This is a genomic window from Microbacterium sp. NPDC090007 (assembly GCF_044748345.1).
GTDB lineage: Bacteria > Actinomycetota > Actinomycetes > Actinomycetales > Microbacteriaceae > Microbacterium.
The window spans coordinates 867,622-891,039 of record NZ_JBIVFV010000001.1 but is presented as its reverse complement, the minus strand read 5'-3'; the positions used below and the strand labels follow the sequence as shown (position 1 = coordinate 891,039).

The 23,418-nt window shown below is 70.9% G+C and carries 23 protein-coding genes; 4 read left to right on the top strand and 19 right to left on the bottom strand.

Annotated elements, in window-relative coordinates; translation table 11 throughout:
- Nucleotides 1-3 precede the first annotated feature (3 nt).
- On the bottom strand, nt 4-513 hold the full coding sequence (locus tag ACIPVB_RS04170; RefSeq protein ID WP_400367235.1) for an amino-acid N-acetyltransferase: 510 nt from the start codon (nt 511-513) through the stop codon (nt 4-6).
- Nucleotides 514-583: 70 nt separating this feature from the next.
- Complete coding sequence (locus ACIPVB_RS04165) at nt 584-3,109, bottom strand: ATP-dependent Clp protease ATP-binding subunit (protein ID WP_400367233.1); 2,526 nt, start codon at nt 3,107-3,109, stop codon at nt 584-586.
- Nucleotides 3,110-3,298: 189 nt separating this feature from the next.
- On the opposite strand from ACIPVB_RS04165, the gene ACIPVB_RS04160 reads away from it, so the two are divergent.
- Nucleotides 3,299-3,925: a hypothetical protein gene (locus ACIPVB_RS04160; protein ID WP_400367231.1), complete on the top strand. Its 627-nt coding sequence runs from the start codon at nt 3,299-3,301 to the stop codon at nt 3,923-3,925.
- On the top strand, nt 3,922-4,155 hold the full coding sequence (locus tag ACIPVB_RS04155) for a helix-turn-helix domain-containing protein (RefSeq protein ID WP_400367229.1): 234 nt from the start codon (nt 3,922-3,924) through the stop codon (nt 4,153-4,155). The genes ACIPVB_RS04160 and ACIPVB_RS04155 overlap by 4 nt, the downstream gene beginning before the upstream one ends.
- A 256-nt stretch (nt 4,156-4,411) precedes the next feature.
- On the opposite strand, the gene ACIPVB_RS04150 is transcribed toward ACIPVB_RS04155, so the two are convergent.
- From ACIPVB_RS04150 to ACIPVB_RS04135, 4 genes are all read right to left on the bottom strand, one after another.
- Nucleotides 4,412-5,350 carry an endonuclease domain-containing protein gene (locus ACIPVB_RS04150; protein ID WP_400367228.1) on the bottom strand — a complete coding sequence of 313 codons (939 nt, stop codon included), beginning with the start codon at nt 5,348-5,350 and terminating at the stop codon, nt 4,412-4,414.
- Nucleotides 5,351-5,432: 82 nt separating this feature from the next.
- Nucleotides 5,433-6,185 carry a hypothetical protein gene (locus ACIPVB_RS04145; protein ID WP_400367226.1) on the bottom strand — a complete coding sequence of 251 codons (753 nt, stop codon included), beginning with the start codon at nt 6,183-6,185 and terminating at the stop codon, nt 5,433-5,435.
- Between the two features lie 44 nt (nt 6,186-6,229).
- Complete coding sequence (cls, locus tag ACIPVB_RS04140; RefSeq protein ID WP_400367225.1) at nt 6,230-7,696, bottom strand: cardiolipin synthase; 1,467 nt, start codon at nt 7,694-7,696, stop codon at nt 6,230-6,232.
- Between the two features lie 62 nt (nt 7,697-7,758).
- On the bottom strand, nt 7,759-7,956 hold the full coding sequence (locus ACIPVB_RS04135; protein WP_400367223.1) for a hypothetical protein: 198 nt from the start codon (nt 7,954-7,956) through the stop codon (nt 7,759-7,761).
- 132 nt (nt 7,957-8,088) lie between these two features.
- Between ACIPVB_RS04135 and ACIPVB_RS04130 the strand changes: the two genes are divergently transcribed.
- Complete coding sequence (locus ACIPVB_RS04130) at nt 8,089-9,237, top strand: DUF4192 family protein (protein WP_400367222.1); 1,149 nt, start codon at nt 8,089-8,091, stop codon at nt 9,235-9,237.
- Here the strand turns inward: ACIPVB_RS04130 and lysS are convergent.
- From lysS to hpt, 12 genes are all read right to left on the bottom strand, one after another.
- Nucleotides 9,188-10,708: a lysine--tRNA ligase gene (gene lysS, locus ACIPVB_RS04125; RefSeq protein ID WP_400367220.1), complete on the bottom strand. Its 1,521-nt coding sequence runs from the start codon at nt 10,706-10,708 to the stop codon at nt 9,188-9,190. The genes ACIPVB_RS04130 and lysS overlap by 50 nt on opposite strands.
- Before the next feature lie 74 nt (nt 10,709-10,782).
- A complete protein-coding gene (locus ACIPVB_RS04120) occupies nt 10,783-11,637 on the bottom strand; it encodes a 4-phosphopantoate--beta-alanine ligase (RefSeq protein WP_400367218.1) in 855 nt (284 codons plus the stop codon).
- The gene (locus tag ACIPVB_RS04115) at nt 11,634-12,353 is read right to left on the bottom strand and encodes a DUF2520 domain-containing protein (protein WP_400367217.1); all 720 of its coding nucleotides are present in this window, start codon (nt 12,351-12,353) and stop codon (nt 11,634-11,636) included. The genes ACIPVB_RS04120 and ACIPVB_RS04115 overlap by 4 nt, the downstream gene beginning before the upstream one ends.
- A complete protein-coding gene (locus tag ACIPVB_RS04110; RefSeq protein WP_400367215.1) occupies nt 12,350-14,074 on the bottom strand; it encodes a PH domain-containing protein in 1,725 nt (574 codons plus the stop codon). The genes ACIPVB_RS04115 and ACIPVB_RS04110 overlap by 4 nt, the downstream gene beginning before the upstream one ends.
- A gap of 26 nt (nt 14,075-14,100) precedes the next feature.
- Nucleotides 14,101-14,706, bottom strand: coding sequence for a PH domain-containing protein (locus tag ACIPVB_RS04105; protein ID WP_400367213.1), 606 nt, complete (start codon nt 14,704-14,706; stop codon nt 14,101-14,103).
- On the bottom strand, nt 14,660-15,145 hold the full coding sequence (locus ACIPVB_RS04100) for a DUF3180 domain-containing protein (protein ID WP_400367211.1): 486 nt from the start codon (nt 15,143-15,145) through the stop codon (nt 14,660-14,662). The genes ACIPVB_RS04105 and ACIPVB_RS04100 overlap by 47 nt, the downstream gene beginning before the upstream one ends.
- Complete coding sequence (gene folK / locus ACIPVB_RS04095) at nt 15,142-15,660, bottom strand: 2-amino-4-hydroxy-6-hydroxymethyldihydropteridine diphosphokinase (RefSeq protein ID WP_400367210.1); 519 nt, start codon at nt 15,658-15,660, stop codon at nt 15,142-15,144. The genes ACIPVB_RS04100 and folK overlap by 4 nt, the downstream gene beginning before the upstream one ends.
- Nucleotides 15,657-16,025, bottom strand: a complete 369-nt coding sequence (folB, locus tag ACIPVB_RS04090; protein WP_400367207.1) for a dihydroneopterin aldolase — start codon at nt 16,023-16,025, stop codon at nt 15,657-15,659. The genes folK and folB overlap by 4 nt, the downstream gene beginning before the upstream one ends.
- The gene (gene folP / locus ACIPVB_RS04085) at nt 16,025-16,816 is read right to left on the bottom strand and encodes a dihydropteroate synthase (RefSeq protein ID WP_400367205.1); all 792 of its coding nucleotides are present in this window, start codon (nt 16,814-16,816) and stop codon (nt 16,025-16,027) included. Before folP ends, folB begins: the two co-directional genes overlap by 1 nt.
- Nucleotides 16,813-17,400, bottom strand: coding sequence for a GTP cyclohydrolase I (gene folE / locus ACIPVB_RS04080; protein ID WP_400367203.1), 588 nt, complete (start codon nt 17,398-17,400; stop codon nt 16,813-16,815). Before folE ends, folP begins: the two co-directional genes overlap by 4 nt.
- 6 nt (nt 17,401-17,406) lie before the next feature.
- The gene (ftsH, locus tag ACIPVB_RS04075; RefSeq protein WP_400367201.1) at nt 17,407-19,410 is read right to left on the bottom strand and encodes an ATP-dependent zinc metalloprotease FtsH; all 2,004 of its coding nucleotides are present in this window, start codon (nt 19,408-19,410) and stop codon (nt 17,407-17,409) included.
- A gap of 134 nt (nt 19,411-19,544) precedes the next feature.
- Nucleotides 19,545-20,096, bottom strand: a complete 552-nt coding sequence (gene hpt / locus ACIPVB_RS04070; protein ID WP_400367199.1) for a hypoxanthine phosphoribosyltransferase — start codon at nt 20,094-20,096, stop codon at nt 19,545-19,547.
- Between the two features lie 863 nt (nt 20,097-20,959).
- On the opposite strand from hpt, the gene ACIPVB_RS04065 reads away from it, so the two are divergent.
- Nucleotides 20,960-22,258 (top strand): MFS transporter, encoded by a 1,299-nt coding sequence (locus tag ACIPVB_RS04065; RefSeq protein WP_400367198.1) that lies wholly within the window; start codon nt 20,960-20,962, stop codon nt 22,256-22,258.
- Between the two features lie 7 nt (nt 22,259-22,265).
- Here the strand turns inward: ACIPVB_RS04065 and tilS are convergent, their stop codons facing one another.
- Nucleotides 22,266-23,264 carry a tRNA lysidine(34) synthetase TilS gene (gene tilS, locus ACIPVB_RS04060; RefSeq protein ID WP_400367196.1) on the bottom strand — a complete coding sequence of 333 codons (999 nt, stop codon included), beginning with the start codon at nt 23,262-23,264 and terminating at the stop codon, nt 22,266-22,268.
- Nucleotides 23,265-23,418 lie beyond the last annotated feature (154 nt).

Below are 23,418 nucleotides of genomic sequence, written 5' to 3'. Positions count from 1 at the left end.
TCGTCAGAGGTGCTTGAGCATACGGGTGTTGCCGAGGGTGTTCGGCTTGACGTGCGCGAGATCGAGGAACTCCGCCACGCCCTCGTCGGGGCTGCGGACGAGTTGGGAGTAGACGTCGGGGTCGACGACCTGCTCGCCGATCGGGGCGAATCCCCGGCGCGTGAAGAAGTCGACCTCGAAGGTGAGGCAGAACAGCCGCGTCACACCCAGTTCGCGCGCCCGATCCTCGAGCACCTCGACGATCGCGCGCCCCACCCCGTGGTGCAGCCACTCTTCGTGCACGATCAGGGTGCGGATCTCGGCCAGGTCGTCCCACATGACGTGCAGCGCACCACAACCGACGACGACGCCGTCGACTTCGGCGACGACGAACTGCTGCACCGAGCCGTAGAGGACCACCAGGTCCTTGCCGAGCAGGATGCGCTTCTGCACGAACGGCTCGAGCAGCTCGTGGATGCGGCGGACGTCGGCCGTCCCGGCGGGGCGGACGACGAACGGCGCGGCGGAGGTCATCGGACCAGCGTACGCCGCAACGAAGAAGGACCCGGATGCCGTGGCATCCGGGTCCTTCGTTCGCTAGCGATCAGCTGCCGGCGAGGGTGTCGGGAGTGGCGGCGATCTCGCCGGCCGTGCCGACGCCGATCGCGACCTTGTCCCCGCGCGGGCTCGTCTCGAACGAGAACTGGCCGTTCTCGACGCCGACCTTGACGTGGTCGCCCGCCTCGAGCTCACCGTGCAGGATCTTCTCGCTGAGACGATCCTCGACCTCGCGCTGCATGGCGCGGCGCAGGGGACGAGCGCCGAGCGTGGGGTCGAACCCGATCTCGATGAGCTTGTCCTTCGCGTCATCCGACAACTCGACGGTCATGTCGCGGTCGAGCAGGCGATCGGCCAACCGCTTCACGAACAGGCCGACGATCTGTCGCAGCTCGTCCTTATTCAGCTGCGGGAAGACGATGACGTCGTCGACGCGGTTGAGGAACTCGGGCTTGAAGTGACGCTTGAGCTCCTCGTCGACCTTGCCCTTCATCCGCTCGTACGACGTCTGCGCGCTGCCCTCGACCTGGAAGCCCACGGGACCACCGGCGATCGCCGACGAGCCGAGGTTGGTCGTCATGATGATCACGGTGTTCTTGAAGTCGATGACGCGGCCCTGACCGTCGGTCAGACGCCCCTCTTCAAGGATCTGCAGCAGCGAGTTGAAGATGTCCGGGTGGGCCTTCTCGATCTCGTCGAACAGGACGACCGAGAACGGCTTGCGACGCACCTTCTCGGTGAGCTGGCCGCCCTCTTCGAATCCGACGAATCCGGGAGGGGCACCGAACAGACGCGAAACCGTGTGCTTCTCGCCGAACTCCGACATGTCGAGCGAGATCAACGCGCCCTCGTCGTCGAAGAGGAACTCGGCGAGCGCCTTGGCCAACTCGGTCTTTCCGACGCCGGTGGGGCCGGCGAAGATGAACGAACCGCTCGGACGCTTGGGGTCCTTGAGGCCGGCCCGCTGACGACGGATCGTGCGCGAGAGGGCCGCGATCGCCTCTTCCTGGCCGATGACCCGCTGGTGCAGGGCCTTCTCCATGAACATGAGGCGGCTGGACTCTTCTTCGGTGAGCTTGAACACCGGGATGCCGGTCGCCTGGGCGAGCACCTCGGCGATCAGACCCTCGTCGACCACCGCGTGCGAGGCGACGTCGCCCGAGCGCCACTGCTTCTCGAGACGCAGACGCTCGGCGAGGAGGGACTTCTCCTCGTCGCGCAGCGCCGCCGCCTTCTCGAAGTCCTGCTCCTCGGAGGCCTGTTCCTTCTGCTCGCGGACCTTCGCGATCTTCTCGTCGAACTCGCGCAGCTCGGGCGGCGACGACAGGATCGACAGGCGCAGGCGCGCGCCCGCCTCGTCGATCAGGTCGATGGCCTTGTCGGGTAGGAAGCGGTCGCTGATGTAGCGGTCGGCCAGGTTGGCCGCAGCGACGATCGCGCCGTCCGTGATCTGCACCTTGTGGTGGGCCTCGTAGCGGTCGCGCAGGCCCTTCAGGATGTTGATCGCGTGGGGCAGGCTCGGCTCCGCCACCTGGATCGGCTGGAAGCGGCGCTCGAGAGCGGCATCCTTCTCGAAGTGCTTGCGGTACTCGTCCAGCGTGGTGGCACCGATGGTCTGGAGCTCGCCGCGCGCGAGGAGCGGCTTGAGGATGGATGCCGCGTCGATCGCGCCCTCGGCGGCACCGGCACCCACGAGGGTGTGGATCTCGTCGATGAAGACGATGATGTCGCCACGCGTGCGGATCTCTTTGGTGACCTTCTTCAGGCGCTCCTCGAAGTCGCCGCGGTAGCGCGAACCGGCGATGAGCGAACCCAGGTCGAGTGAGTAGACCTGCTTGTCCTTGAGCGTCTCGGGCACATCGCCCTTGACGATGGCCTGCGCGAGACCCTCGACCACGGCGGTCTTGCCGACGCCGGGCTCGCCGATGAGGACGGGGTTGTTCTTGGAGCGGCGCGACAGGATCTGCATCACGCGCTCGATCTCTTTCTCGCGCCCGATGACGGGGTCGAGCTTGTTGTCGCGCGCGGCCTGCGTGAGGTTGCGACCGAACTGGTCGAGCACGGCCGATCCGCCCTGGGCTGCGCCCTGGGTCTGCTCGCCGGCTCCGGATGCCACGCCCGCGGGCTCCTTGCCCTGGTAACCCGAGAGCAGCTGGATGACCTGCTGGCGCACCTTGTTGAGATCGGCGCCCAGCTTGACGAGCACCTGGGCGGCGACGCCCTCGCCCTCGCGGATGAGCCCGAGCAGGATGTGCTCGGTACCGATGTAGTTGTGGCCGAGCTGCAGGGCCTCGCGCAGCGACAGCTCCAGCACCTTCTTCGCCCGCGGCGTGAAGGGGATGTGGCCGGTCGGCTGCTGCTGCCCCTGCCCGATGATGTCCTGCACCTGCTCACGGACGGCGTCGAGCGAGATGCCGAGGGACTCGAGCGCCTTGGCGGCGACACCTTCGCCCTCGTGGATCAGCCCGAGCAGGATGTGCTCGGTGCCGATGTAGTTGTGGTTGAGCATCTTCGCCTCTTCTTGGGCGAGGACGACCACACGACGGGCACGGTCGGTGAATCTCTCGAACATCTCAGTCCCTCCAGAAATGGGCTGACAGGCACGCCTCCGCGCGCCGTACATCGAGAGTAACCAGCGGCCACGAGCCAGGGACGCGTGTTCGCCGTGGGCATACCGCGAGGACTCCCGGCCTTGCGGAACACAACGAATGTCGTTACCTTATCGAAAACCGATAACAACGATCATCGATAAGGAGCGATCATGGCCTCCCCCGCACCCGCCTCACGCCTTCTCTCGCGCGGCGACACCGTCGGAATGTTCTTCTTCCTCGTCCTCGGCGTCGGACTGGCCGTGTGGGCCGTCGTGCAGAGCGTCCTCACCATCGTCGCGGCCCTCCCCAATCGCGACGTGCGCGTCGCCGCCCCGTTCCTCGACACCGTCGCCCAGGCTCCGATCGGCCCCGACGGCGCACCGGTGGACGTCGAGCTCGGCAGCGGCGTCGTGATCGCCCCGGAACTGCCCATCGCGTCGCTCTGGGCGCTCGTCATCGCCCAGGTGCTCTTCGCCGCCGTCGTGGTGACCGTGGTGGCTCTGCTGCTGGTGCTGGTCGTCGGCATCCTGCGCGGACGAATCTTCAGCCGCCGCAACACCGGCCTGGTCTCCGCGGCGGGGGGCGTCACGCTGGTCGGCGTCGCGGGCGTGCCGTTCTTCCAGAACATGGTCGCCAACGGCGCGCTCGCGTGGATCTCGGAGCGCTCCTACGAACGCGGCCTCGTGCAGACCGTCGACCTCCCGGTCCTCTTCGGCGTCGCGTTCCTCGCCGCGCTCGCGGGCACCGTGTTCTCGGTGGGCGACCGTCTGCAGCGCGACACCGAGGGCCTGGTATGACCCCGGCGGTCACCGAGGACGGGCCCACCGGCATCCACTGCCGACTCGACGAGCTGCTCGCGGCACGGGGGATGACGCTCACGCGATTGAGCGAAGTGGTCGGCGTCTCGGTCGTGAACCTCTCGGTGCTCAAGAACGATCGCGCCCGCGCGATCCGCTATTCCACGCTCGCCGCCATCTGCCGGGCGCTGGAATGCGAGGTCGGCGAGCTGCTCGTCGTCGAGCGCTGACCCTCTCCCCTCTCCTGCACCGCCGCCCCGCTCCCCCGCGACAATCCGCCACCACACCCCACCCACGCGACGAAAACCCGCGGGGGAACAGCGTGCCGCGCCGGGCCCTGCCGCCGCCCGCTCCCCCGCAACAATCCGCCACCACACCCCACCCACGCGACGAAAACCCGCGGGGGAACAGCAAACGGCGGGCGGGGAGCGGCCGCGAAGCGGCGGAGGCGCGAAGCGGCGGAGGCGCGAAGCGGCCGCGCGGGCCTCACCCGCGACGCGACGACAGCGCGGCCCGCACGCGCGCGATCACGGTGTGCGGGTGACGGAACAGATCGTCCGCGGTGACGCGCAGAACGAACCAGCCGAGGTGGGCGAGCTCTTCGTAACGACGGATGTCCCGCACCCACTGCTCCCGGTCGAGGAGGTGGTGCTCTCCCTCGTACTCGACGGCGACACGCTCCGCGACGTAGGCGGCGTCCAACCTCGCCACGAGTCGACGACCGCGCCACACCTCGTGCTGCAGCTCCGGCTCCGGCAGGTTCGCGTCGACGAGACTCAGCCGGAGCCAGCTCTCGGGTCGGGACTGCGCTCCATCGCGGATGCGCGGCAGCGCCTCGCGCAGCGCGGGGCGCCCCACCCGTCGGGCCGCCGCGATGATCCGTTCGAGCTGCGCGAGGGATCCGAGCGCACGGGGGTCGTGCGGGTGTCGAGGGCCGCGGACCACGGCATCGCCCACGGCGACCAGGTCGTACGGATGCCGCAGCACCCCGCCGAGCTGCGCCCACGTGGACGCGGGTGACGAAAGACGGAATCCGAAGTCGGGATGCCGCTGGACGATCACGCCCTCACCGAGGACCTCGTGGCCACGGACACCGCGGGCCGAAGGATGACGTCGAGGCGTCGCGACCGCGACGTCGATCACCCCGTCGCGGAGAGCCCATCCGGGCAGGGGAAGCCCCCAGGCCACGGCGGCGCTCACATGGCTGAAGAACGCGTGATCCGGCATGCGCGTCGCGTATGCGCGCAGGCGTTGCACGTGCGCTTCCGCGTCGGTGTCGGCGAGGGCATCGGCGAGGACGCGCACGCCGGAGAACGGCGCGAGCAGGTCGTTCGCGCGGAGCCGCCGTTCCGTCACCCCCGCCTCTCGAGCGTCTCTGACGCCGAAGACCGAACCCAGCTGGGCGGGAAGAGGCGAGGAATGCACCCGTCCACACTGCTCCGGTGGCAGTGCCCACCGCGCACCCCGACGACCGCTCGGTGGAGGGCGACCGCGCGGGGAGGAGGGGTCAGCGCGTGCCGAGCACCGGCACCGGGTCCGCGACCTGCACACCGCCGCCGGAGAGCACGAGCGACACCTCTCCCTGACCCGCCTCGCGGCCGATATCGGCGAGGGTCACCCGCGGGGCGAAGTCCATCGTGCAGATCTGATCGGCCGGGGGCGTGGCGAACTGCACCGCGACGTCCTCCCCCTGCGAGCTGACGGCCTCCACCTTCGGCACGCAGCTCGAGCTGCCGTACGTCACGATGGCGACCATCGACCGGTCGACCCATCCCGCGCTGGCGGCGAACTCGGCCGGCACGGCGGGCGCGCTCGCCAGCGCGTCCAGGCGCGTCTCGCCGTCGACCGCCCCCGAGACGGCGACCGCGAGCGGCTGTGTCACGTCGACCCCCGCGGGCAGCGGCACCAGCGTCGCGCGCGGGGCCATGTCGCGCGTGCACGCCTCGCGCTGCGCCTGCGTCAGGGTCACGGTCAGCACGCCGTCGGTGACGACCGGGGTCCCCTCGACCACGGGCGCGCACGACGAGCTGCCGTACGTCACGACGGCGATCGCGCGCCCCGCGTCGACCCAGGCGGCCGCGACGTCGGCCGCCGGGGCCGAGGTGCCGGCATCCGGCGTCGACGATCCGTCCGCCGGGGATGACGCCCCCGAGGCGCAGCCCGTCAGCGCTCCGGCGGCGAGCAGGCCCGCTCCGAGCAGGCCGATGAGCATGAGGCGGTGACGGGACATGTGGACCTCCGGGGCGGGTTCGGCATCCATGATGCCGAAGAATCCTGGATGCCGACGGCGAACGCCGCGCACGGTCACTGCAGCGCGGACGTGAGGCGCGCGAGGTTGTCGAGGATCGTGGAGCGCAGCGGCTGTCGGCGCCACTCCTCGATCGTGAGCTGACGGCTGAGCGCACGATAGGTCTGTTCGACGTCCCGCATGTCGCGCACGAACTCCTCGCCGCGCACGAGCATCGACACCTCGAGGTTGAGACCGAACGAGCGCATGTCCATGTTGCTGGAACCGATGACGGCGACCTCGTCGTCGATGGTCACGCTCTTGCTGTGGAGGATGAACGGCTTGCGGTACATCCAGATGACGACCCCCGCCCGCAGCAGCGCCTCGTAGTAGCTGCGTTGGGCGTGGTACACCATCGCCTGGTCGCCCTCTTCGGAGACGAAGAGTTCGACGTGCACGCCGCGCTGGCAGGCGGTGGTGATGGCCAGCAGGAGCGCCTCGTCGGGGACGAAGTACGGGCTGACGATGATGATGCGCTCCTGCGCCGCGAAGAGCAGGCCCAGGAACAGCTTCAGGTTGTTCTGGAAATCGAAGCCGGGACCCGAGGGCACGATCTGGCAGTCCAGGTCGCCCGGTCCCGAGGTGACCGAGAACAGGTCGATCTCGTCGGTCAAGGTCTCATCGGTCTCGCTGTACCAATCCGAGAGGAAGACCGCGTTGATGCTGGCCACGACCGGGCCCTCGACGCGCACCATGAGGTCGACCCAGTGCAGGCCCCGGCGGATGTTGCGACGCAGGTTGTACGACGAGTCGGTGACGTTCTGCGAGCCCATGTAGGCGACGTCGCCGTCGATGACGAGGAGCTTGCGGTGATTGCGGAGATCGGGCCGCTGGTACCGTCCCCGCAGCGGTTGGACGGGGAGCATGAGGTGCCAGTGCGCCCCCATCGCGTTGAGACGGCGCAGAGTCTGCTTGTAGCGGGGTTTGCCGCGGTTGGCCCAGTGGTCGAGCAGAACGCGGACGACCACGCCGCGACCGGCGGCCTCTTCGAGGGCGCGGAAGAAGTTGTCGGTCGCGTCGTCGGCCTGCAGGATGTAGAACTCGACGTGCACGTAGCGCGTGGCCCGGCGGATGGCCTCGGCCATGGCATCCAGGCTTTGCTGATAGTCCGAGATGAGGGTCGCGGCGTTGTCGCCCGCGATCGGCATGGCGCCCAGGTTGCGATTGAGCTGTACGAGGGCGCGGAACCACTGCGGGGCGTTCGGGCGCAGGGTGCCGAAATCGAGCGAGGCGCTGGTGTCGTGGATGTACCGGTTGATGTCGGTCTGCTTGCGACGGCGCTTGCGCGGAAGCCGCGGGTTCCCGATCAGCAGGAACAGCAGGACGCCCACGAACGGGATGAAGTAGATCGCCAGCAACCAGGCCATGGCGGCGGTGGGGCGGCGGTTGCGCGGCACGATGATGATCGCGGCGATGCGCACCACCAGGTCGACCACGAAGAGCGTGATGACGAGCCAGCTCGCGTCGAACGTGGCGGTGAACACGGATCCTCCTGGGCGGGTTGTGCACCCAGCGTAGCGACGACCTCCGACGGAGGCCGAGATCGTCAGTTCGCGGAACCGTCGCCGGCGGGAGCCGCGGGCGGCAGGCCGCGGCGGGCCCGTTCCTTCGCCTCGATGCGGGCGTAGGCCTTGCGCTCGGTGCGGTCCATGCGGATGACGTTGCGGAGGATGAAGAAGAACACGACCGACACCACGATGGTCGGCAGAATCGCCCACAGCACCGCGGTCCAGGTCTCGTCCATGCCCCCAGGATACCGGTGGCGCCTGGGCGGAAGCCCTCCGCCGCTCCTCCCCCGGCGCCCGAGCGGTGAAGTCATCCACCATCGAGCTATCCGGCCCGGCGGACGAACGCACGATCCGGGCACTCTCGACCCATGACCACCACCGTCGTCCGCGCCACCTCGTCGTCCGCGTTCCTGTCCGTCATCCCCCACCTGCTCGAGTGCACCCCCCGGCAGAGCCTCGTGGTCGTCCCGTTCGAGGGCACCCACTCGCTCGGGGCGATGCGCGTCGATCTCCCACCCGAGGGCGACCCCGTCGAAGAGGGGCTCGCCTCGACCGTGATCGGCATGGCGTGCAAGGTCCGCCGCACCGACGCCGTCGCCGTCGTCGTCTACGCCGACGCATCGCTGGCCGCTGGTGCTCCGCACCTCGGCTTCGTGGATGCCGTGCGCTCCCGCGCGCAGATCTGCGGGCTACGGCTCGTCGACGCGCTCGTCGTCGGGCAGGACGGGTGGGCGACGTACGCCGACCCGGCGGTTGTGCACCCGCTCGCCGAGATCGCCGCGCACCCGCAGCCTCTCGCCGACGGCGCACCGGTGCATCCCGACCAGCTCTCGGCCGCGACCCTCCCCGACGTCGACACCGGCGCCGCGAGCGACTTCGGCCGCATCCTCGACGACGTCGAGACCCGACTGCGCGGGGCCCGCGCGCCACGGCGCCTGTCACCGGCGCGCCGCGCCCGGATCGAAGCGACCCTCGACGGGATCGGCGACCCTCCCGCGCTGTTCGAGAAGCTCGCGTCCGTCCGGGGCGACGCCTTCGAGCTCGCCGACCTGACCGCGCTCGGCTACTGCCTCGAACGTCCGTTCCTGCGCGACGTGGCGCTGGTGCAATGGGCCACCGACCTGCCGACGGGCGACGCCGTCCTGCGCGCCCAGACGGCCTATCGCGCCGGGACGCCCGTTCCCACGGACCTCGCACGGCCGTTGTGCGGCGAGGGCGCGCATCCCGACCCGTTCCGCCTCACGGCCGGGCTCGACGCCTGTCGTCAGGTGGCGTCACTGACACCCCTCGAGCGCCGAGCGGGGGCGCTCTCGGCGTGCGCGTGGCTCGCCTGGGCGAAGGGCCGCGCGACCCACGCCGCCGACTACGCCGGAAGAGCCCTCGACATCGACGCGACCCACGGGCTCAGCGAGATCGTGATGACGCTGGTGTCCGCGGGCACGCTGCCCGAGTGGGTGTTCGAACGGCCTACTTCACCAGCGGGAAGAGGATCGTCTCGCGGATCCCGAGGCCGGTGATGGCCATCAGCAGACGGTCGATGCCCATTCCCATTCCTCCGGTGGGCGGCATGCCGTGTTCGAGGGCCCGCAGGAACTCCTCGTCGATCGGCATCGCCTCGTCGTCGCCGCGAGCGGCGAGCTTCGCCTGCTCGACGAACCGCTGGCGCTGGATGACGGGGTCGACCAGCTCGGAGTACCCGGTGGCCAGCTCGAAGCCGCGGACGTACAGGTCCCACTTCTCCACCACACCGGGGATCGAGCGGTGTTCCCGCACGAGCGGGCTGGTGTCGACCGGGAAATCCATCACGAAAGTCGGACGCGTCAGCCCGCCCTTGACGAAGTGCTCCCACAGCTCCTCGACCCACTTGCCGTGCGTCTCGTGCGGGGGTGCGTCGACGCCCCGCTCGGCCCCGAAGGCGCGGAGCTCGTCGACCGGGGTCTGCGGGGTGATCTCGCGACCGCACGCCGACGACAGCGAGTCGTACATCGAGATGCGGTCCCACTCGCCACCGAGGTCGTACTCGGTGCCGTCGGCCCACGTCACCGTGGTCGACCCGGCGACGGCGACGGCCGCATCCTGGATCAGGGTCTGCGTCAGATCGGCGATGCCGTTGTAGTCGCTGTAGGCCTGATAGGCCTCGAGCATGGCGAACTCGGGGCTGTGCGTGGAGTCGGCGCCCTCGTTGCGGAAGTTGCGGTTGATCTCGTAGACGCGATCGATGCCGCCCACGACCGCGCGCTTGAGGAACAGCTCGGGCGCGATGCGCAGGTACAGCTCGGTGTCGAACGCGTTCGAGTGCGTCGTGAACGGGCGGGCGCTCGCGCCGCCGTGCTGCACCTGCAGCATCGGCGTCTCGACCTCGACGAAGTCGCGCGCGGTGAAGGTGCGACGCAGGCTCGCGTTGACCTTGGCGCGGGCGAGGACCGTCTCGCGGGCCCGATCGCGCACGATCAGGTCGAGGAAGCGGCTGCGCACCCGGCTCTCCTCGCTCAGCTCGGAGTGCAGGTTCGGCAGGGGCAGCACGGCCTTGGCCGCGATCGTCCACCCGGTCACCATGATCGAGAGCTCGCCGCGACGGCTCGAGATGACCTCGCCCGAGACGAAGACGTGGTCGCCCAGGTCGACGAGCTCCTTCCACGCCTGCAGGGACTCGTCGCCCACGTTGGCGAGCGACACCATCGCCTGGATGCGGCTGCCGTCGCCGGACTGCAGCGACGCGAAGCACAGCTTGCCGGTGTTGCGGCTGAACACCACGCGTCCGGCGACCCCCGCCGTCTCGCCGGTCTCGGCCCCCGCGTCGAGATCGCCGAAGCGTGCACGCAGAGCGGGGATGGTCGTGGTGATCGGCACCGAGACCGGGTACGCCCCGCCCGCGGCGTCGACGCGCTCGGCCAGCAGGCGCTCGCGCTTGGCCAGTCGCACCGCCTTCTGCTCGAAGACCTCGTCTTCGGTGGGTTCGGCGGCGTCGTTCGCGGGCGCGTCGGTCATCGTCAAGCTCCTCGGGGTCTCACCCATCCTATTCGCCGCGTGCGAACGCTCCGCGGCGGGTGCACCCCGCCGGCTCAGCGCAACGAGATCTCGGCGTTGTCGATGAACCGGTGCCCGCCGACGGTGGCGGCGATGAGCGCGAAAGCCCGCCCGCGGTGCCCGTCGTCGACGGGGAGGAACGTCGCCGGGTCGACCACGCTGAGGTACTCGAGCGAGATGCGCTGCTCCCCCATGAGCGACGACTGGGCGGCCGCGATGCAGGCGTCGACCCCCAGATCGGCGTTGGATGCCGCCGCGTCGAGCGCACGCGGCAGCTGGGCCGCGGCGCGACGATCGGCGTCGTCGAGCAGGGCGACCCGGCTCGAGACCGGCAGGCCGTCCGCTGTGCGCACCGTCGGGACCGAGACCACCTGCAGGGCGAAGTCGAGGTCGCGCACCATGCGCTGCACGAGGAAGATCCGCTGCCGGTCGCGCTCGCCGTAGACGACGACATCGGGATCGATCAGGTGGAAGAGCTTCGCCTCGACCGTGAGCACCCCGTCGAAGTAGAACGGGCGTACCCGCCCCTCGTAGCGCAGGCCGACGTCGCCGGCCGACACGCGCGTGGTCGCGGTACCCGCGGGCAGGAACTCCGCCGCGGTGGGGGCGAAGACGACATCGACGCCGAGGTCGCCGAGGACACGCGCGTCGGCCTCAGGCGAGCGAGGGTATGCCGCCGTCTGCTCGGCCGTACGGAAACGCAGCGGGTTGACGAACGTGGACACCACCACGACATCGGCGTGATCGCGCGCCTCACGGATGAGATCGACGTGGCCGTCGTGCAGGGCGCCGAGCGTCGACACGAGTGCGACGCGGGGGCTGTCGGGCGCGCGCCGCGTGCCACGGATCTCGCCGAGTCGGGTGCGCAGCTCGTCGAGGGTGCGGATCATCCGTCGATCGTAGCGTCGCCGTCGCGCACGCTCCGGCCTGCCCCCGCGGCCAGCGCCTGGTCGACGCTGGAGCGGACGAGCGCCGACAGGTACCCGCCGGGGTTGTCGACGCCCACGCGGGTCAGCAGCTCCGAGGACTGTCGCACGATCGAACGCGAGAACTCCGTCGCCGTCGCGATCGCCTCGGCGTACGTCCCCCGGTCCTCTTCGGCGACCACCACGGGCTCGCACCCGAGTTCGACGGCGAGGGCCTGCGCGATCGGCAGCACGGGGGCGGGCGCGGTCACGGCGGCGTACGCCTGGGCGAGCTGGCGTAGATCGACCGATGACGCCCCGGTGAACGAGATGGCCGGATGGATCGCGAGCGGGATCGCCCCGCGCAGGGTCGCCGGATCCAGCACGCGGGCGCCGTACGCCGCGTCGGTGTGCAGGACCAGCTGCCCCGGTTGCCAGGCGCCGAGTTCGGCGAGCCCCGCCACCAGCCCGGGGATCTCGTCGTGGGGGACGGCGACGACGACGAGCTCGCTGCGGCGCACCACCTCGTCCGCGGCCACGATCGGGACTCCCGGAAGCATGGCCTCGACGCGGTCGTCGTCGGCGCCCGAGGTGATCGCGGTGAGCGCGTGCCCGGCTCCTCCGAGGGCGGCACCGATGACCGGACCCACACGTCCCGCCCCGATGATGCCGACGCCGAGACGCCCGTCGCGGCCGCTCATCCGGCCCACCGATGGCTGCGGTCGCCCGCCGCGGCGACGACCGCGGTGTGGGCCGTCCCCTCGAACAGCGCGACGGCCTCATCGCGGTCGAGAACACCGATCGAGGTCTGGACGCTCCCGGCGATGACGTGACCGACGATGGTCGCGGTTCCGCAGGCCCGGGCGAGAGGTCCCTGGTGCAGCCCGACGGACTGAAGGCGCGCGAGCGGGAGGATGCTGAGCGAGCGCCACACCCAGCCCCGGCGCAACAGCAGGGCCTCGGGTGTCACGAGCGCGCCGTTGCGTTTCCACGACAGCGGTCGCAGCCACCGCGCCCGCGTCGGCGTCGTCGTGTAGGGGTCGGCGTCCACCGGACCCAGGATGCCGTCCCGGAACACGAGTGTCCATTCTTCGGCGGAGAGACCGGGAGCGAGGATCCGCAGCACACGTTCTACATCGTCGCGCGTGCCGATGGGGAGGACGGCGGCGAACTGATCGGTGCTGGTGTCGGTCGACGACCGCCCGGACAACCGGTTGACCGAGACGGTCCACCATCCGAAGGGCCGCCACAGCAGCGGCTGGCGCACCTCGATCGCGTGCACCCGGCCCGGGGGCACCACCTCGGACACCGTCGTGAAGAGCCCGAAGGTGACGCGCACGCCGTCCGGCGTCGGCGCGATCGAATACCGGAGGCCGCGCGCGACGGACCGCACGTAATACGCCCCGAACGCGAGGAACATGGGGATGACCGTGAACAGCAGCCACAGCGTGGACACCGAGGCCGCCACGACGATCCCGACGACCAGAGCGATCAGCACGAGTGTCGAGCCGCTCAGCACCCGAGAGGCCACGAGGCGGCCGACCGGGATGCGCACGATGGTCTCGGGCTCGGCGTCGCCGAGATCCTCACCGTCGACCAGTTGCTGCAGGCCCGTGCCCACGGCATCCGCGGCCTGCCGGACGAGCGAGCCGCGCTCACCGTCACGAGCGCGCGCCTCGGCCAGACGGCGACCCGATGCGAGTCGCAGGATGTCGCCGCGGATAGCCTCGGCATCCGCGGCGGAGAGGTACTCGAGACGGACGTTGGCGTCGAGCCCCGCGCCGACGACCTCGAGCTTGGCCAGTCCCAGCAGGCGCGCGATCATCGGGCGGGTCAGGTTGACGCCCTGCACCCGGTCGAGGGGGGCGCGACGGTGCGTGCGGAAGAGCACGCCGGAGCGCACCTCGACGTCGTCGTCGCCGATGCGCAGCGTATGGAAGCGCCACGACAGGCGGAACAGCATCAGCAGGACCACGAGAACCGCGAGCGTCACACCGCCCGCGATCAGGATCAGGTTGTTGGCGAACAGGAAGTCGACGGGGTCGGGCGGCAACTCCCCGGGCGGCAGATCGGAAAATACCGGGAAGAACAGCTCGATCAAGCGCTCGCGCAGGTTCGCCACGATCAGACCGATGACGACCACCAGTGTCAGCCCCCCGCGCAGCAGGGGCGTCAGCGGGTGCAGGCGATGCCACTCGCCGTCGCTGTACGGCGAGCGCACCACCGCGCGCACGGGCGTGGACCCCGCGGGCGCGGCGTCGTGGTGCGCGAGCGTGTCGGACCCCGCCGAGCCCGCCGCGTCGGAAGCCGTCGGCGGCGCGACATCAGCGCGGGCCGTCCGTTCCCGGCCCGACGGCGCTCCGGCGTCCGGACCGGCGCCCGCGTCGCGGGCCGCCGCAGCGGCACCGGACGTGTCCGGCACGCCGGGCGGGGTCTCCTCCCGACCGCTCACAGGCCTGTCCGGCGGGTCTCTGCCACGGCGACCAGGGTGTCGCGCAGATGCTCGGCCGCCTCTTGCGTGAGACCCGGAATGGTCACGCCCGACGCCGCCGCGGCGGTCACCAGCTTGAGCTGCGCGATTCCGAACCCGCGATCGAGCGGACCGTGCGTGATGTCGACCAGCTGCATCCGTCCGTACGGCACCGCGACCACGCGCTGCCACAGGATGCCGCGGCGGAAGACCAGGTCGTCCCGACGAAGCTGGTAGCCGAACGACCGCGCCTGACGCGGGGTGATCAGCAAACCGAACGCCGTCACGAGGGCGATCACGCCCGCCGGGATCCACTGCCAGAAGAACCCCGTCAGCAGGTGAGCGACAGCCGCCGCCGCGAGCACGAGCAGCAGAACCACGCCCTGGGTGATCAGCTGGACCCGCACGTACGCCCGCGACAGCTGGTACCACCGGCCGTCGCCGAGCGGCAGCCGACCCGGGGAGCGGGGCTCGCGCACCCGGTCGTACGTGCGCGCCCCGAGCACGCCCTCGTCGGACGAGGGACCGTCGGCCGGCTCAGGCCCCGACGGGTCCGGCGGGGGTGTTCCCGGGAGTGTCGTCATCGTCGTCCTTCCGGATGGTGCACAACTGCTCGGCCACGAGTCCTGCCACGACCAGGACGGCGCCGCCCACGAGCGTCGCGATGATCGATCCCATCGAGCCTATCGACGGCGTCACCGGTCGCGTCAGCAGATATCCGAGCAGACCGATCGCGAACCCGGCCGACACCGCCCCGAGCAGAGACGAGGCCTTCGCCAGCATCGCGATGCGCAGGGCCCGGAACGGGTCGATGCGCTGCGGACTGCGTCCGCGCGCGGCGCGGAACACCGGGATGGCGAGCGCCACCACGACCGCCCCCAGGAGCACCAGGATCGTGGGCAGGCTCGCCGCGGGCGAGAAGGTCGTCCCACCCATCGCGGTGAGCATCGTGTCGACGACGAACCCCACCACCGCGCCGATGACGAGCGCGATGATCAGGATGCCGGCCCCCGTCCGCTTCATCGCCGCAACCCCTCGAGCAGGTCGACGATGCGTCCCCGGCCGGGGAGCTCGGCATCCGGATCCACGTCCGCCCACGGGGCGAGCACGAACTCGCGCTCGTGCGCGCGCGGGTGCGGCACGACGAGGTCGTCGCGCTGGATGACCTCGTCACCGTAGGCGATGAGGTCGAGGTCGAGCGTGCGGTCGCCCCAGCGCTCGCGGCGCACCCGGCCGTGCCGGGCCTCGATGCGGTGCAACGACGCGAGCAGCTGCGTCGGGGCCAGGCGGGTCTCGAGCACGGCGACCGCGTTGAGGTAGCGCGGGGCGTCCTCGTCCTCTCCGTCCAGGGTGACGGCGACCGTCTCGATCGGCTCCGACACGCGCACATCGGAGGTCAGCGCGAGGCGGCGCAGCTCGACGACCGCGGCCTCGAGGGTCGACGCGCGCTCGCCCAGGTTGGCCCCGAGGGCGACCACGGCGCGCACGGGCGACGACCGCGGCGCCTCGCCGATGCCGTGGGCCAGGCGCACGCTCATGCCCGGCCTCGCGTGATCTGCACCGACACGTCGCCGAACGGGACGGGGATCGGGGCCTGCGGCTTGTGGACGGTGATGGTGACGGCGTCGACCCGCCCGTCGCGCATCACGTCGTCGGCGAGACGCTGCGCGAGGGTCTCGAGCAGGTCGACGGGATCGCCCGCGACGATCGCCACCAGGCGTTCGGCGAGTTCGCCGTAGTGCACGGTGTCGACGACGTCATCGGTCTCGGCGGCCCGGCGAAGCGACAGCGTCAGGGTCGCGTCGACGACGAACTCCTGTCCCTCGCGCTTCTCGTCGGGGTACACCCCGTGATAGCCGAAGGCGCGCACCCCCGTCAGCGTGATGTGGTCGGCGGCATCCATCAGGACTCCCAGGCGCGGGCGACGGCGAGGGCGTCGCGGGTGGTCGGTACGTCGTGCACGCGCACGGCCCACGCGCCGGCACCGGCGGCCAGGGCGCTGGTGACGGCGGTGGCCAGGTCGCGGCGCACGAGGTCGGCATCGTCGCCGATGGTCTCGGCGAGGAACCTCTTGCGGCTCGTGCCGACGAGCACGCGGTGTCCGCGCGCGCCGAAGACGGGGAGCGCCCGCAGGGTCTGCCAGTTCTGCACGCCGCGCTTGCCGAAACCGATGCCGGGGTCGACGACGATGCGCGACGGGTTGATACCCGCCGCGACGGCGGCGCCGACGCGCTCGTGGAGCTCGTCCGCCACCTCGCGCGCGACGTCGGTGTAGTCGGCCCGCGCGTACATCTCGGACGACGGGCCGCGCCAGTGCCCCAGGGCGATGTCGACGTGCAGGTCGGCGACGGCGGCGAGCATCTCGGGGTCGGCGAGACCGCCGGAGACATCGTTGACCAGGCGCGCCCCCGCGTCGACCGCCGCCGCAGCCGTCGCGGCGTTCATCGTGTCGATGCTGACGAGCGCCCCCTCGGATGCCAGGGCCTCGATCACCGGGAGCACGCGCTGCTGCTCGACGCGCGGCGCGACCCGCCGGGCACCCGGACGCGTGGATTCGCCGCCCACGTCGAGCAGGTCGGCACCCTGCTCCCGCAGCGATCGGGCGTGCGCGATGGCCGTGTCGGGGTCGAGGTAGCGGCCGCCGTCGCTGAAGGAGTCGGGGGTGACGTTGACGATCCCCATGATCAGCGTCACGCGCGCGTCCCGATCAGCGCGACGAGCTCCGCGCGGGCGACCGGCTCGGTGTACATGCCGCGCGCGGCGATCGTCACGGTCGAGGCGTCGGGCTGGCGTCCGCCGCGCATCGTGACGCATTCGTGGGTGGCATCCAGCACGACGAGAACCCCCCGGGCGTCGAGCGCGGATGCGATCGCGTCGGCGACCTGCTCGCCCAGCCGCTCCTGCACCTGCGGTCGCGCCGCGAGGATGTCGATGACGCGCGGGAGGGCACCCAGACCCACGACCCGCTCACCCGGCAGGTAGGCGACGTGCGCACGGCCGCGGAACGGCAGCAGGTGGTGCTCGCACGTCGAGCGGAAGGCGATGTCGCGCAGCATCACCGCACCGGAGGGCAGCGTGTCGGGCGCCGGTCCCCGCGACACCGAGATGGTGTGCGCGAGGGGGGCACCGGCATCCTGGTTCACTCCCGAGAAGAACTCGGCCCAGCTGTCGGCGACGCGGGCCGGCGTCTGACGCAGGCCGGGGCGATCGGGATCCTCCCCGATCGCCTCCAGCAACTCGCGGACCAGCGCGGCGACGCGTTCTCGATCGACGGCCACGGCGCCTCAGGCGGTGGCCGGGCGCGTCTGTCCGCTCGGACGGGGCTGCACCTGGGTCGCCGTCTGCGCCTCCGCCTCGGCGGACGCCGCGATCCCGGCCGGCGCCTGGCGGCGGGGCACATCGACGGGCGGCTGGGTCGAGACGGGACGATCGCCCGACGACAGCCACTGCGGCCGCGGGGTCAGGCGCTTGACGTCCGTGAAGATCTCGGCGAGCTCGAGGTGGTCGAGCGTCTCTTTCTCGAGCAGGGCCAGAGCCAGCCGGTCGAGGACCTCGCGGTTGTCGTTGATGACCTGGTAGGCCTCGTTGTGCGCCTGCTCGATGAGCGCGCGCACCTGGGCGTCGACGCGTTCGGCGATGCGCTCCGAGAAGTCGCGGCCATGACCCATGTCGCGACCCATGAACACCTCGCCCGACGACGAGCCCAGCTTGACCGGGCCGACCTCGTTGGTCATGCCGTACTCGGTGACCATCTTGCGGGCGATGCTCGTCGCCTTCTCGATGTCGTTCGACGCTCCGGTGGTGGGGTCGTGGAAGACGATCTCTTCCGCGACGCGGCCGCCCATGGCGTAGGTCAGCTGGTCCTGCAGCTCGTTGCGGGTGACGGAGTACTTGTCGTCCAGGGGCAGCACCATCGTGTAGCCGAGCGCCTTGCCACGCGGGAGGATCGTGACCTTGGTGACGGGGTCGGTGTGATTCATCGCCGCGGCCGCGAGCGCGTGCCCGCCCTCGTGGTAGGCCGTGATGAGCTTCTCTTTGTCCTTCATCACGCGCGTACGCCGCTGGGGGCCGGCGATGACGCGGTCGATCGCCTCGTCGAGGGCGCGGTTGTCGATCAGCTGCGCGTTGGAGCGGGCCGTGAGCAGGGCCGCCTCGTTCAGCACGTTGGCCAGGTCGGCGCCGGTGAACCCGGGCGTCTTGCGCGCGACGACCTCGAGATCGACCGAGTCCGACAGCGGCTTGCCGCGACCGTGCACCTCGAGGATGCGCTGGCGCCCCTTGAGGTCGGGCGCGTCGACGCCGATCTGCCGGTCGAAACGGCCGGGGCGCAGTAGGGCGGGGTCGAGGATGTCGGGGCGGTTGGTGGCCGCGATGACGATGACGTTGACCTTGGGGTCGAAGCCGTCCATCTCGACGAGCATCTGGTTCAGCGTCTGCTCGCGCTCGTCGTGACCGCCGCCCATGCCGGCGCCGCGGTGGCGTCCGACGGCGTCGATCTCGTCGATGAAGATGATGGCCGGCGAGCTCTCTTTCGCCTGGTTGAACAGGTCGCGCACGCGGCTGGCACCGACGCCGACGAACATCTCGACGAAGTCCGAACCCGAGATCGAGTAGAACGGCACGCCGGCCTCACCCGCGACGGCCCGGGCGAGCAGGGTCTTGCCGGTTCCGGGAGGGCCGTACAGCAGCACGCCCTTGGGGATGCGGGCGCCGACCTCTTCGAACTTCTTGGGGTCCTTCAGGAACTCCTTGATCTCGTCGAGCTCCTCGATCGCCTCGTCGGATCCCGCGACGTCCTGGAAGGTCACGGTGGGCGTCTCTTTGGTCACGAGCTTGGCGCGCGACTTGCCGAACTGCATGACCTTGCTGCCGCCGCCCTGGGCGCTGGACAGCAGCCACCAGAACAGCAGACCGAGGAGGATCAGCGGGAGCAGCAGACCGATCAGGCCGTCGAACCAGCTGGGCTTGGGCACGACGTCGTTGAAGCCGTCCGCGGGGGCGGCGGCGTCGATCGCGCTCGCCACCTCGTCGGCGCGGGCCTGCCCGAAGTAGAACTGCACGTCGTTCGCGCCCTCGAAGGGCGCCGACAGCGTGAGGTCGACCCGCTGGTCGGGGTCGTTGGTGACGACCTCGGTGACGGTTCCACCCTTGAGCAGCTCCAGCCCCTCTTTGGTCGACACCTGGCGGGGACCGCTCAGGTTGGACAGGAGGGAGAAACCGACGACCAGAAGCAGACCGACCAGCAGAACGTAGACGATCGGATTTCGCGTGATCTTCTTGAAATTCATGGTGGGCGAGCCCAGCCCTTTCGTGATCCTCCGCAGAATGCGGTCGCATCAGGCTAACGCGGCACGACTATGCCGGGCCTGTGCGTTCGTCGAGGGCGTACGGGGAACGGATGCCGCGCCCCCGGCGGCACGCCTCAGGAGTAGACGTGGGGCGCGAGCACGGCCACGTCGCGCAGGTTGCGGTAGCGCTCGGCGTAGTCGAGTCCGTAGCCGATCACGAAGTCGTTGGGGATGTCGAAACCGACGTACCGGCAGTCGACCTCGACCTTCATGGCGTCGGGCTTGCGCAGCAGCGCGAGCACCTCGACCGAGGCGGCCCCGCGCGAGGCGAAGTTCTCGAGCAGCCAGCTGAGGGTCAGTCCCGAGTCGATGATGTCCTCGACGATCAGCACGTGCTTGCCGGTGATGTCGGTGTCGAGGTCCTTGCGGATCTGCACCACACCGCTCGAGCGGGTGGACGCGCCGTACGACGACACGGCCATCCAGTCCATCGAGACGTGGACGGGCAGGTGCCGGGCGAAGTCGGCCATGACCATGACCGCCCCCTTGAGCACACCGACGAGCACGACCTCGCGGCCCTCGTAGTCGGCGGCGACCTGCGTCGCCAGTTCGGCGAGCTTGCCGTGGATCTGCTCCTCGGTGAGGAGGACTTCGCTGATGTCGTCGGAGATGTCGGCCGCGCGCATTGGAGAAGTCTACGTCGCCGGATTCCGGATGCCGCGCCCCGGCCCGGCGGATCGGTTCGCAGGACGGGATCGGCGGCGTAGAAGGCCGTGACGCTCTCGGTGAGCCGGTGAGCCGGCAGGTTGCGTCCGACCTGCTCGCGGAACGCGGCATCCACCGGTTCGACCGAGACGAAGAAGTCGTCCGCGATCCGGGCGCTCACCGCCGTCGATTCGCACGAGAGAACGGGCGTCGGCTCGACCGGAGTGATCGCGGCCAGGCAGACGTTCGTCGTTCCGGCCTGGTAGCCGAGATACAGGATCGTGTTGTCGACGTTCGCGATGAAGCGGATGGATGCCGGCTCGAGCCCGGCGTCGGGATCCTGCCCCTCGGGCACCGAGAAGATCCGGTCCTCGGCGGTCTGCTCCCACTCCGATTCCGGGATGCCGGGTTCCGCCGTGAGCGACAGGATCGAGCCGCAGGCTGCGGCCCCCAGAGCGAACGCGGCGAGCGCCCCGACGAGCGGAAGGCCGAGGAGCCGGCGGTGCGGCCGAGCCGACGGCGACGGGTCGTCGGGCATCTGCGCGGAACGCTCCCCGTCCGCTGGTTCCGCGAATGGCTCGGGCGATGCCGACTCGTCGTCGTTCGTCGCGCCCGTTACGTTCTTCTGCTCGAGTTCCGACAGGCGACGAACCACCTCGGGAGGGACCGGCGCAGCCGCGGGACCGAACACCCGCTCGCGCAACAGCGCCAACTCCCCGAACTCCTGCGAAGACAGCACGGGCCCACCCTGCCGTGGATCGGCGCCGACCGGAACCGTCGCGCCCGCCGAGCGCCTCCGCGAGCGGGTAGCGTCGGCCTCCGTAGCTCAGCCGGAAGGGAACACATGTCCTCCACCCCGTCGTCCGCGCCGCGCACGCGCGGCACCGGCGCCGTCATCGTGGCGCAACTGCTGCTGCGGACCGCGTCGGCGGCAGGGGCTCTCGCGCTGGGTTCGTACTTCGTCGACCTCTCCCGGCAGGGGGCGTCGGTGGGGCCGCTGCTGCTCGGCATCCTGTCGGGTGTGAGCTTCCTCGCCGAGCTGGTGCTCGCACCGGTCGCGGGGTCGGCGAGCGATCGACGCGGGCGCCGTGTCTTCCTCGTCGCGGCGCCGCTGCTCGCCGCGGTCGGCATCCTGCTGACGCCCGGAGCGTCGCTCATCGCGACGGCACCGTCGATCGCTCTCGTCGTCGTCATCGTCGGCACGTCGCGTCTGCTCGACGGTGCGGGAGCGGCGATCTCGGCGCCCACGACACTCGGGCTCCTCGCCGACGCGAGCGACGGCGACCCCCGACGCCGCGGGCGGGTGACGAGCCTCTACGAGCTGTCATCGTCGGGCGGTATCGCCCTGGGCGCTGTCGCGGGACCGCTGCTCTACGGCGCGCTGGGACTGTGGACGTTCGCCGCCCTCGCCGCGGTCTATGTCGTGGCCGCGCTGCTGGTGCTGGCGCTCCTGCGGCCGACGACGGTCTCCCGGACCCCTCCCTCCCGCGCGTCGCTCGGCGATCGCCTCCGCGTAATCGTGCAGCCGCGGTTGCTGGCGTTCCTTCCGGCGTGGATCGCGGTGAACGCGATCCTGGGCACGTGGGTGACGTCGCAGATCACCTTCGTCCTGGCCGGCGATGTGCGGGCGGACGGGCAGCTCTTCCCCGGGGCGTTCCGCGGCGACGAGGCGGGGCTGTCGCTCGTGCTCGGGGTCTACGTGCTGTTCTTCAGCCTGTGCATCGTCGCGTGGGCGTTCTTCATCGGACGCCTCCCCACCATCCCGGTGCTCTTCGTCACCGTGTCGGGCGCGCTGATCGCCTCGGTCGGCCTGATGCTGGCCAATCGCGGCGCCCCCTGGTTCGTCGCCGTTCCGCTGGTCATGGTGGGGGTGTTCCTCGAGGCCGGCTTCACCCCGGCCGCCCTGACGCACCTGAGCGACATCTCCGCGGAGTTCCGCGACGACCGCGGGCTGATCATGGGCGCGTACTCCGTCGTGGTCGGCGCCGGCTACCTGCTGGGCAACGTGCTCGGCGGGGTGTTCGCCGAGTGGCTCCTCTTCGACGGACTGGCGCTGCTCACGATCGGGTTGGCGATCGTCGCGCTGGTGTCGATCACCGCGATGGCGCTGGTCGAGTCCCGCCACCGCCGCGTCACCGCATAACCTCGCCTCACCCGCGCTCGCGCGCCACGATCTCGATGCGGTTGCCCACCCGTCGCGCCACGCAGGACGGCAGGTCGATCGGACCCTGCCCGCGCCAGTCGACGACGAGGCGGGCGACCTCAAGCGTCTGCGCGCGGGTCAACGACACGCCGAACTCGCTCTCCACCACGTACCGCACGATCCGGTTGCGCAGCGCCGCGGGGTTGGCCGCGAGGGCGGCGACCGAGATCGAGATCCCCGCCTCGGCGTGCTCGACGATGTCCTCGATGGTCTCGTCGATCATGTCCTGGAAGGCCAAGGCGTCCTCGCGCAGCTGCTCCGCCGTGCGCGCGAGCGCCTCGGCGACTCCCGGTCCCAGCTCGGACTCGAGCACCGGCAGCACCCGCTCCCGCACACGCACCCGTGTGAACGCGGGGTCGGCGTTGTGGGGGTCGGACCATGGCTCGAGCCCCTCGGCGGCGCACGCCGCGACGGTCGTCGACCGGCGCACTCCCAGCAGGGGTCTCAGCCACGCCGGGCCGGTGGCATCCCGTCGCTCGGCCGGCATCCCGCCCAGGCTCGCCGCCCCGGACCCCCGCGCGAGACCCAGCATCACGGTCTCCGCCTGGTCGTCCAGGGTGTGTCCGAGCAGCACAGTGTCCGCGCCCCGCTCCGCCGCAGCTCGGGCGAGGCCCGCGTACCGGGCCGTACGGGCGTCGGCCTCGGGTCCGTCCCCCGACCCGACCTCGACCGCGACCACGTGCGCGTCGATACCGAGCCCGCGCGCCGCCTCGGCCGCTCGCTGCGCCACGGCATCCGACCCCTCCTGCAACCCGTGATCGACGACGACGGCGACGACCCGGATGCCGAGCCGCCCCGCCTCGAACGCCGTCGCCGCCGCGAGGGCGAGCGAGTCGGCCCCGCCCGACAGCGCCACGATCACGGCAGCCTCGCGACCCTCGAGGGCCGCGCGCACGGCGCGGCGCACCTCGGCGACGGCGGGGTCGAGTCCGGGGCGGCGATCCATGCCTCCACGCTAGCCGCGACCTGCGCGAGCCACGGCGCCGGCGATACGGTCGCCGCCCTGGGAGAGATGACCGCGGGAGCACCGGGTGCGGCGCGAGGCACGGATCGTGCCGCGCGCGCCGGTCCGGGCCGCATCGGCACGGGCCGCTCCCGGC

Coding starts and splice junctions, on each gene's coding strand:
- ACIPVB_RS04170 (WP_400367235.1), bottom strand. CDS start 513: ATGACCTCCGCCGCGCCGTTCGTCGTCCGCCCCGCCGGGACGGCCGAC.
- ACIPVB_RS04165 (WP_400367233.1), bottom strand. CDS start 3,109: ATGTTCGAGAGATTCACCGACCGTGCCCGTCGTGTGGTCGTCCTCGCC.
- ACIPVB_RS04160 (WP_400367231.1), top strand. CDS start 3,299: ATGGCCTCCCCCGCACCCGCCTCACGCCTTCTCTCGCGCGGCGACACC.
- ACIPVB_RS04155 (WP_400367229.1), top strand. CDS start 3,922: ATGACCCCGGCGGTCACCGAGGACGGGCCCACCGGCATCCACTGCCGA.
- ACIPVB_RS04145 (WP_400367226.1), bottom strand. CDS start 6,185: ATGGATGCCGAACCCGCCCCGGAGGTCCACATGTCCCGTCACCGCCTC.
- ACIPVB_RS04135 (WP_400367223.1), bottom strand. CDS start 7,956: ATGGACGAGACCTGGACCGCGGTGCTGTGGGCGATTCTGCCGACCATC.
- ACIPVB_RS04130 (WP_400367222.1), top strand. CDS start 8,089: ATGACCACCACCGTCGTCCGCGCCACCTCGTCGTCCGCGTTCCTGTCC.
- lysS (WP_400367220.1), bottom strand. CDS start 10,708: ATGACCGACGCGCCCGCGAACGACGCCGCCGAACCCACCGAAGACGAG.
- ACIPVB_RS04120 (WP_400367218.1), bottom strand. CDS start 11,637: ATGATCCGCACCCTCGACGAGCTGCGCACCCGACTCGGCGAGATCCGT.
- ACIPVB_RS04115 (WP_400367217.1), bottom strand. CDS start 12,353: ATGAGCGGCCGCGACGGGCGTCTCGGCGTCGGCATCATCGGGGCGGGA.
- ACIPVB_RS04105 (WP_400367213.1), bottom strand. CDS start 14,706: ATGACGACACTCCCGGGAACACCCCCGCCGGACCCGTCGGGGCCTGAG.
- ACIPVB_RS04100 (WP_400367211.1), bottom strand. CDS start 15,145: ATGAAGCGGACGGGGGCCGGCATCCTGATCATCGCGCTCGTCATCGGC.
- folK (WP_400367210.1), bottom strand. CDS start 15,660: ATGAGCGTGCGCCTGGCCCACGGCATCGGCGAGGCGCCGCGGTCGTCG.
- folB (WP_400367207.1), bottom strand. CDS start 16,025: ATGGATGCCGCCGACCACATCACGCTGACGGGGGTGCGCGCCTTCGGC.
- ftsH (WP_400367201.1), bottom strand. CDS start 19,410: ATGAATTTCAAGAAGATCACGCGAAATCCGATCGTCTACGTTCTGCTG.
- hpt (WP_400367199.1), bottom strand. CDS start 20,096: ATGCGCGCGGCCGACATCTCCGACGACATCAGCGAAGTCCTCCTCACC.
- ACIPVB_RS04065 (WP_400367198.1), top strand. CDS start 20,960: ATGTCCTCCACCCCGTCGTCCGCGCCGCGCACGCGCGGCACCGGCGCC.
- tilS (WP_400367196.1), bottom strand. CDS start 23,264: ATGGATCGCCGCCCCGGACTCGACCCCGCCGTCGCCGAGGTGCGCCGC.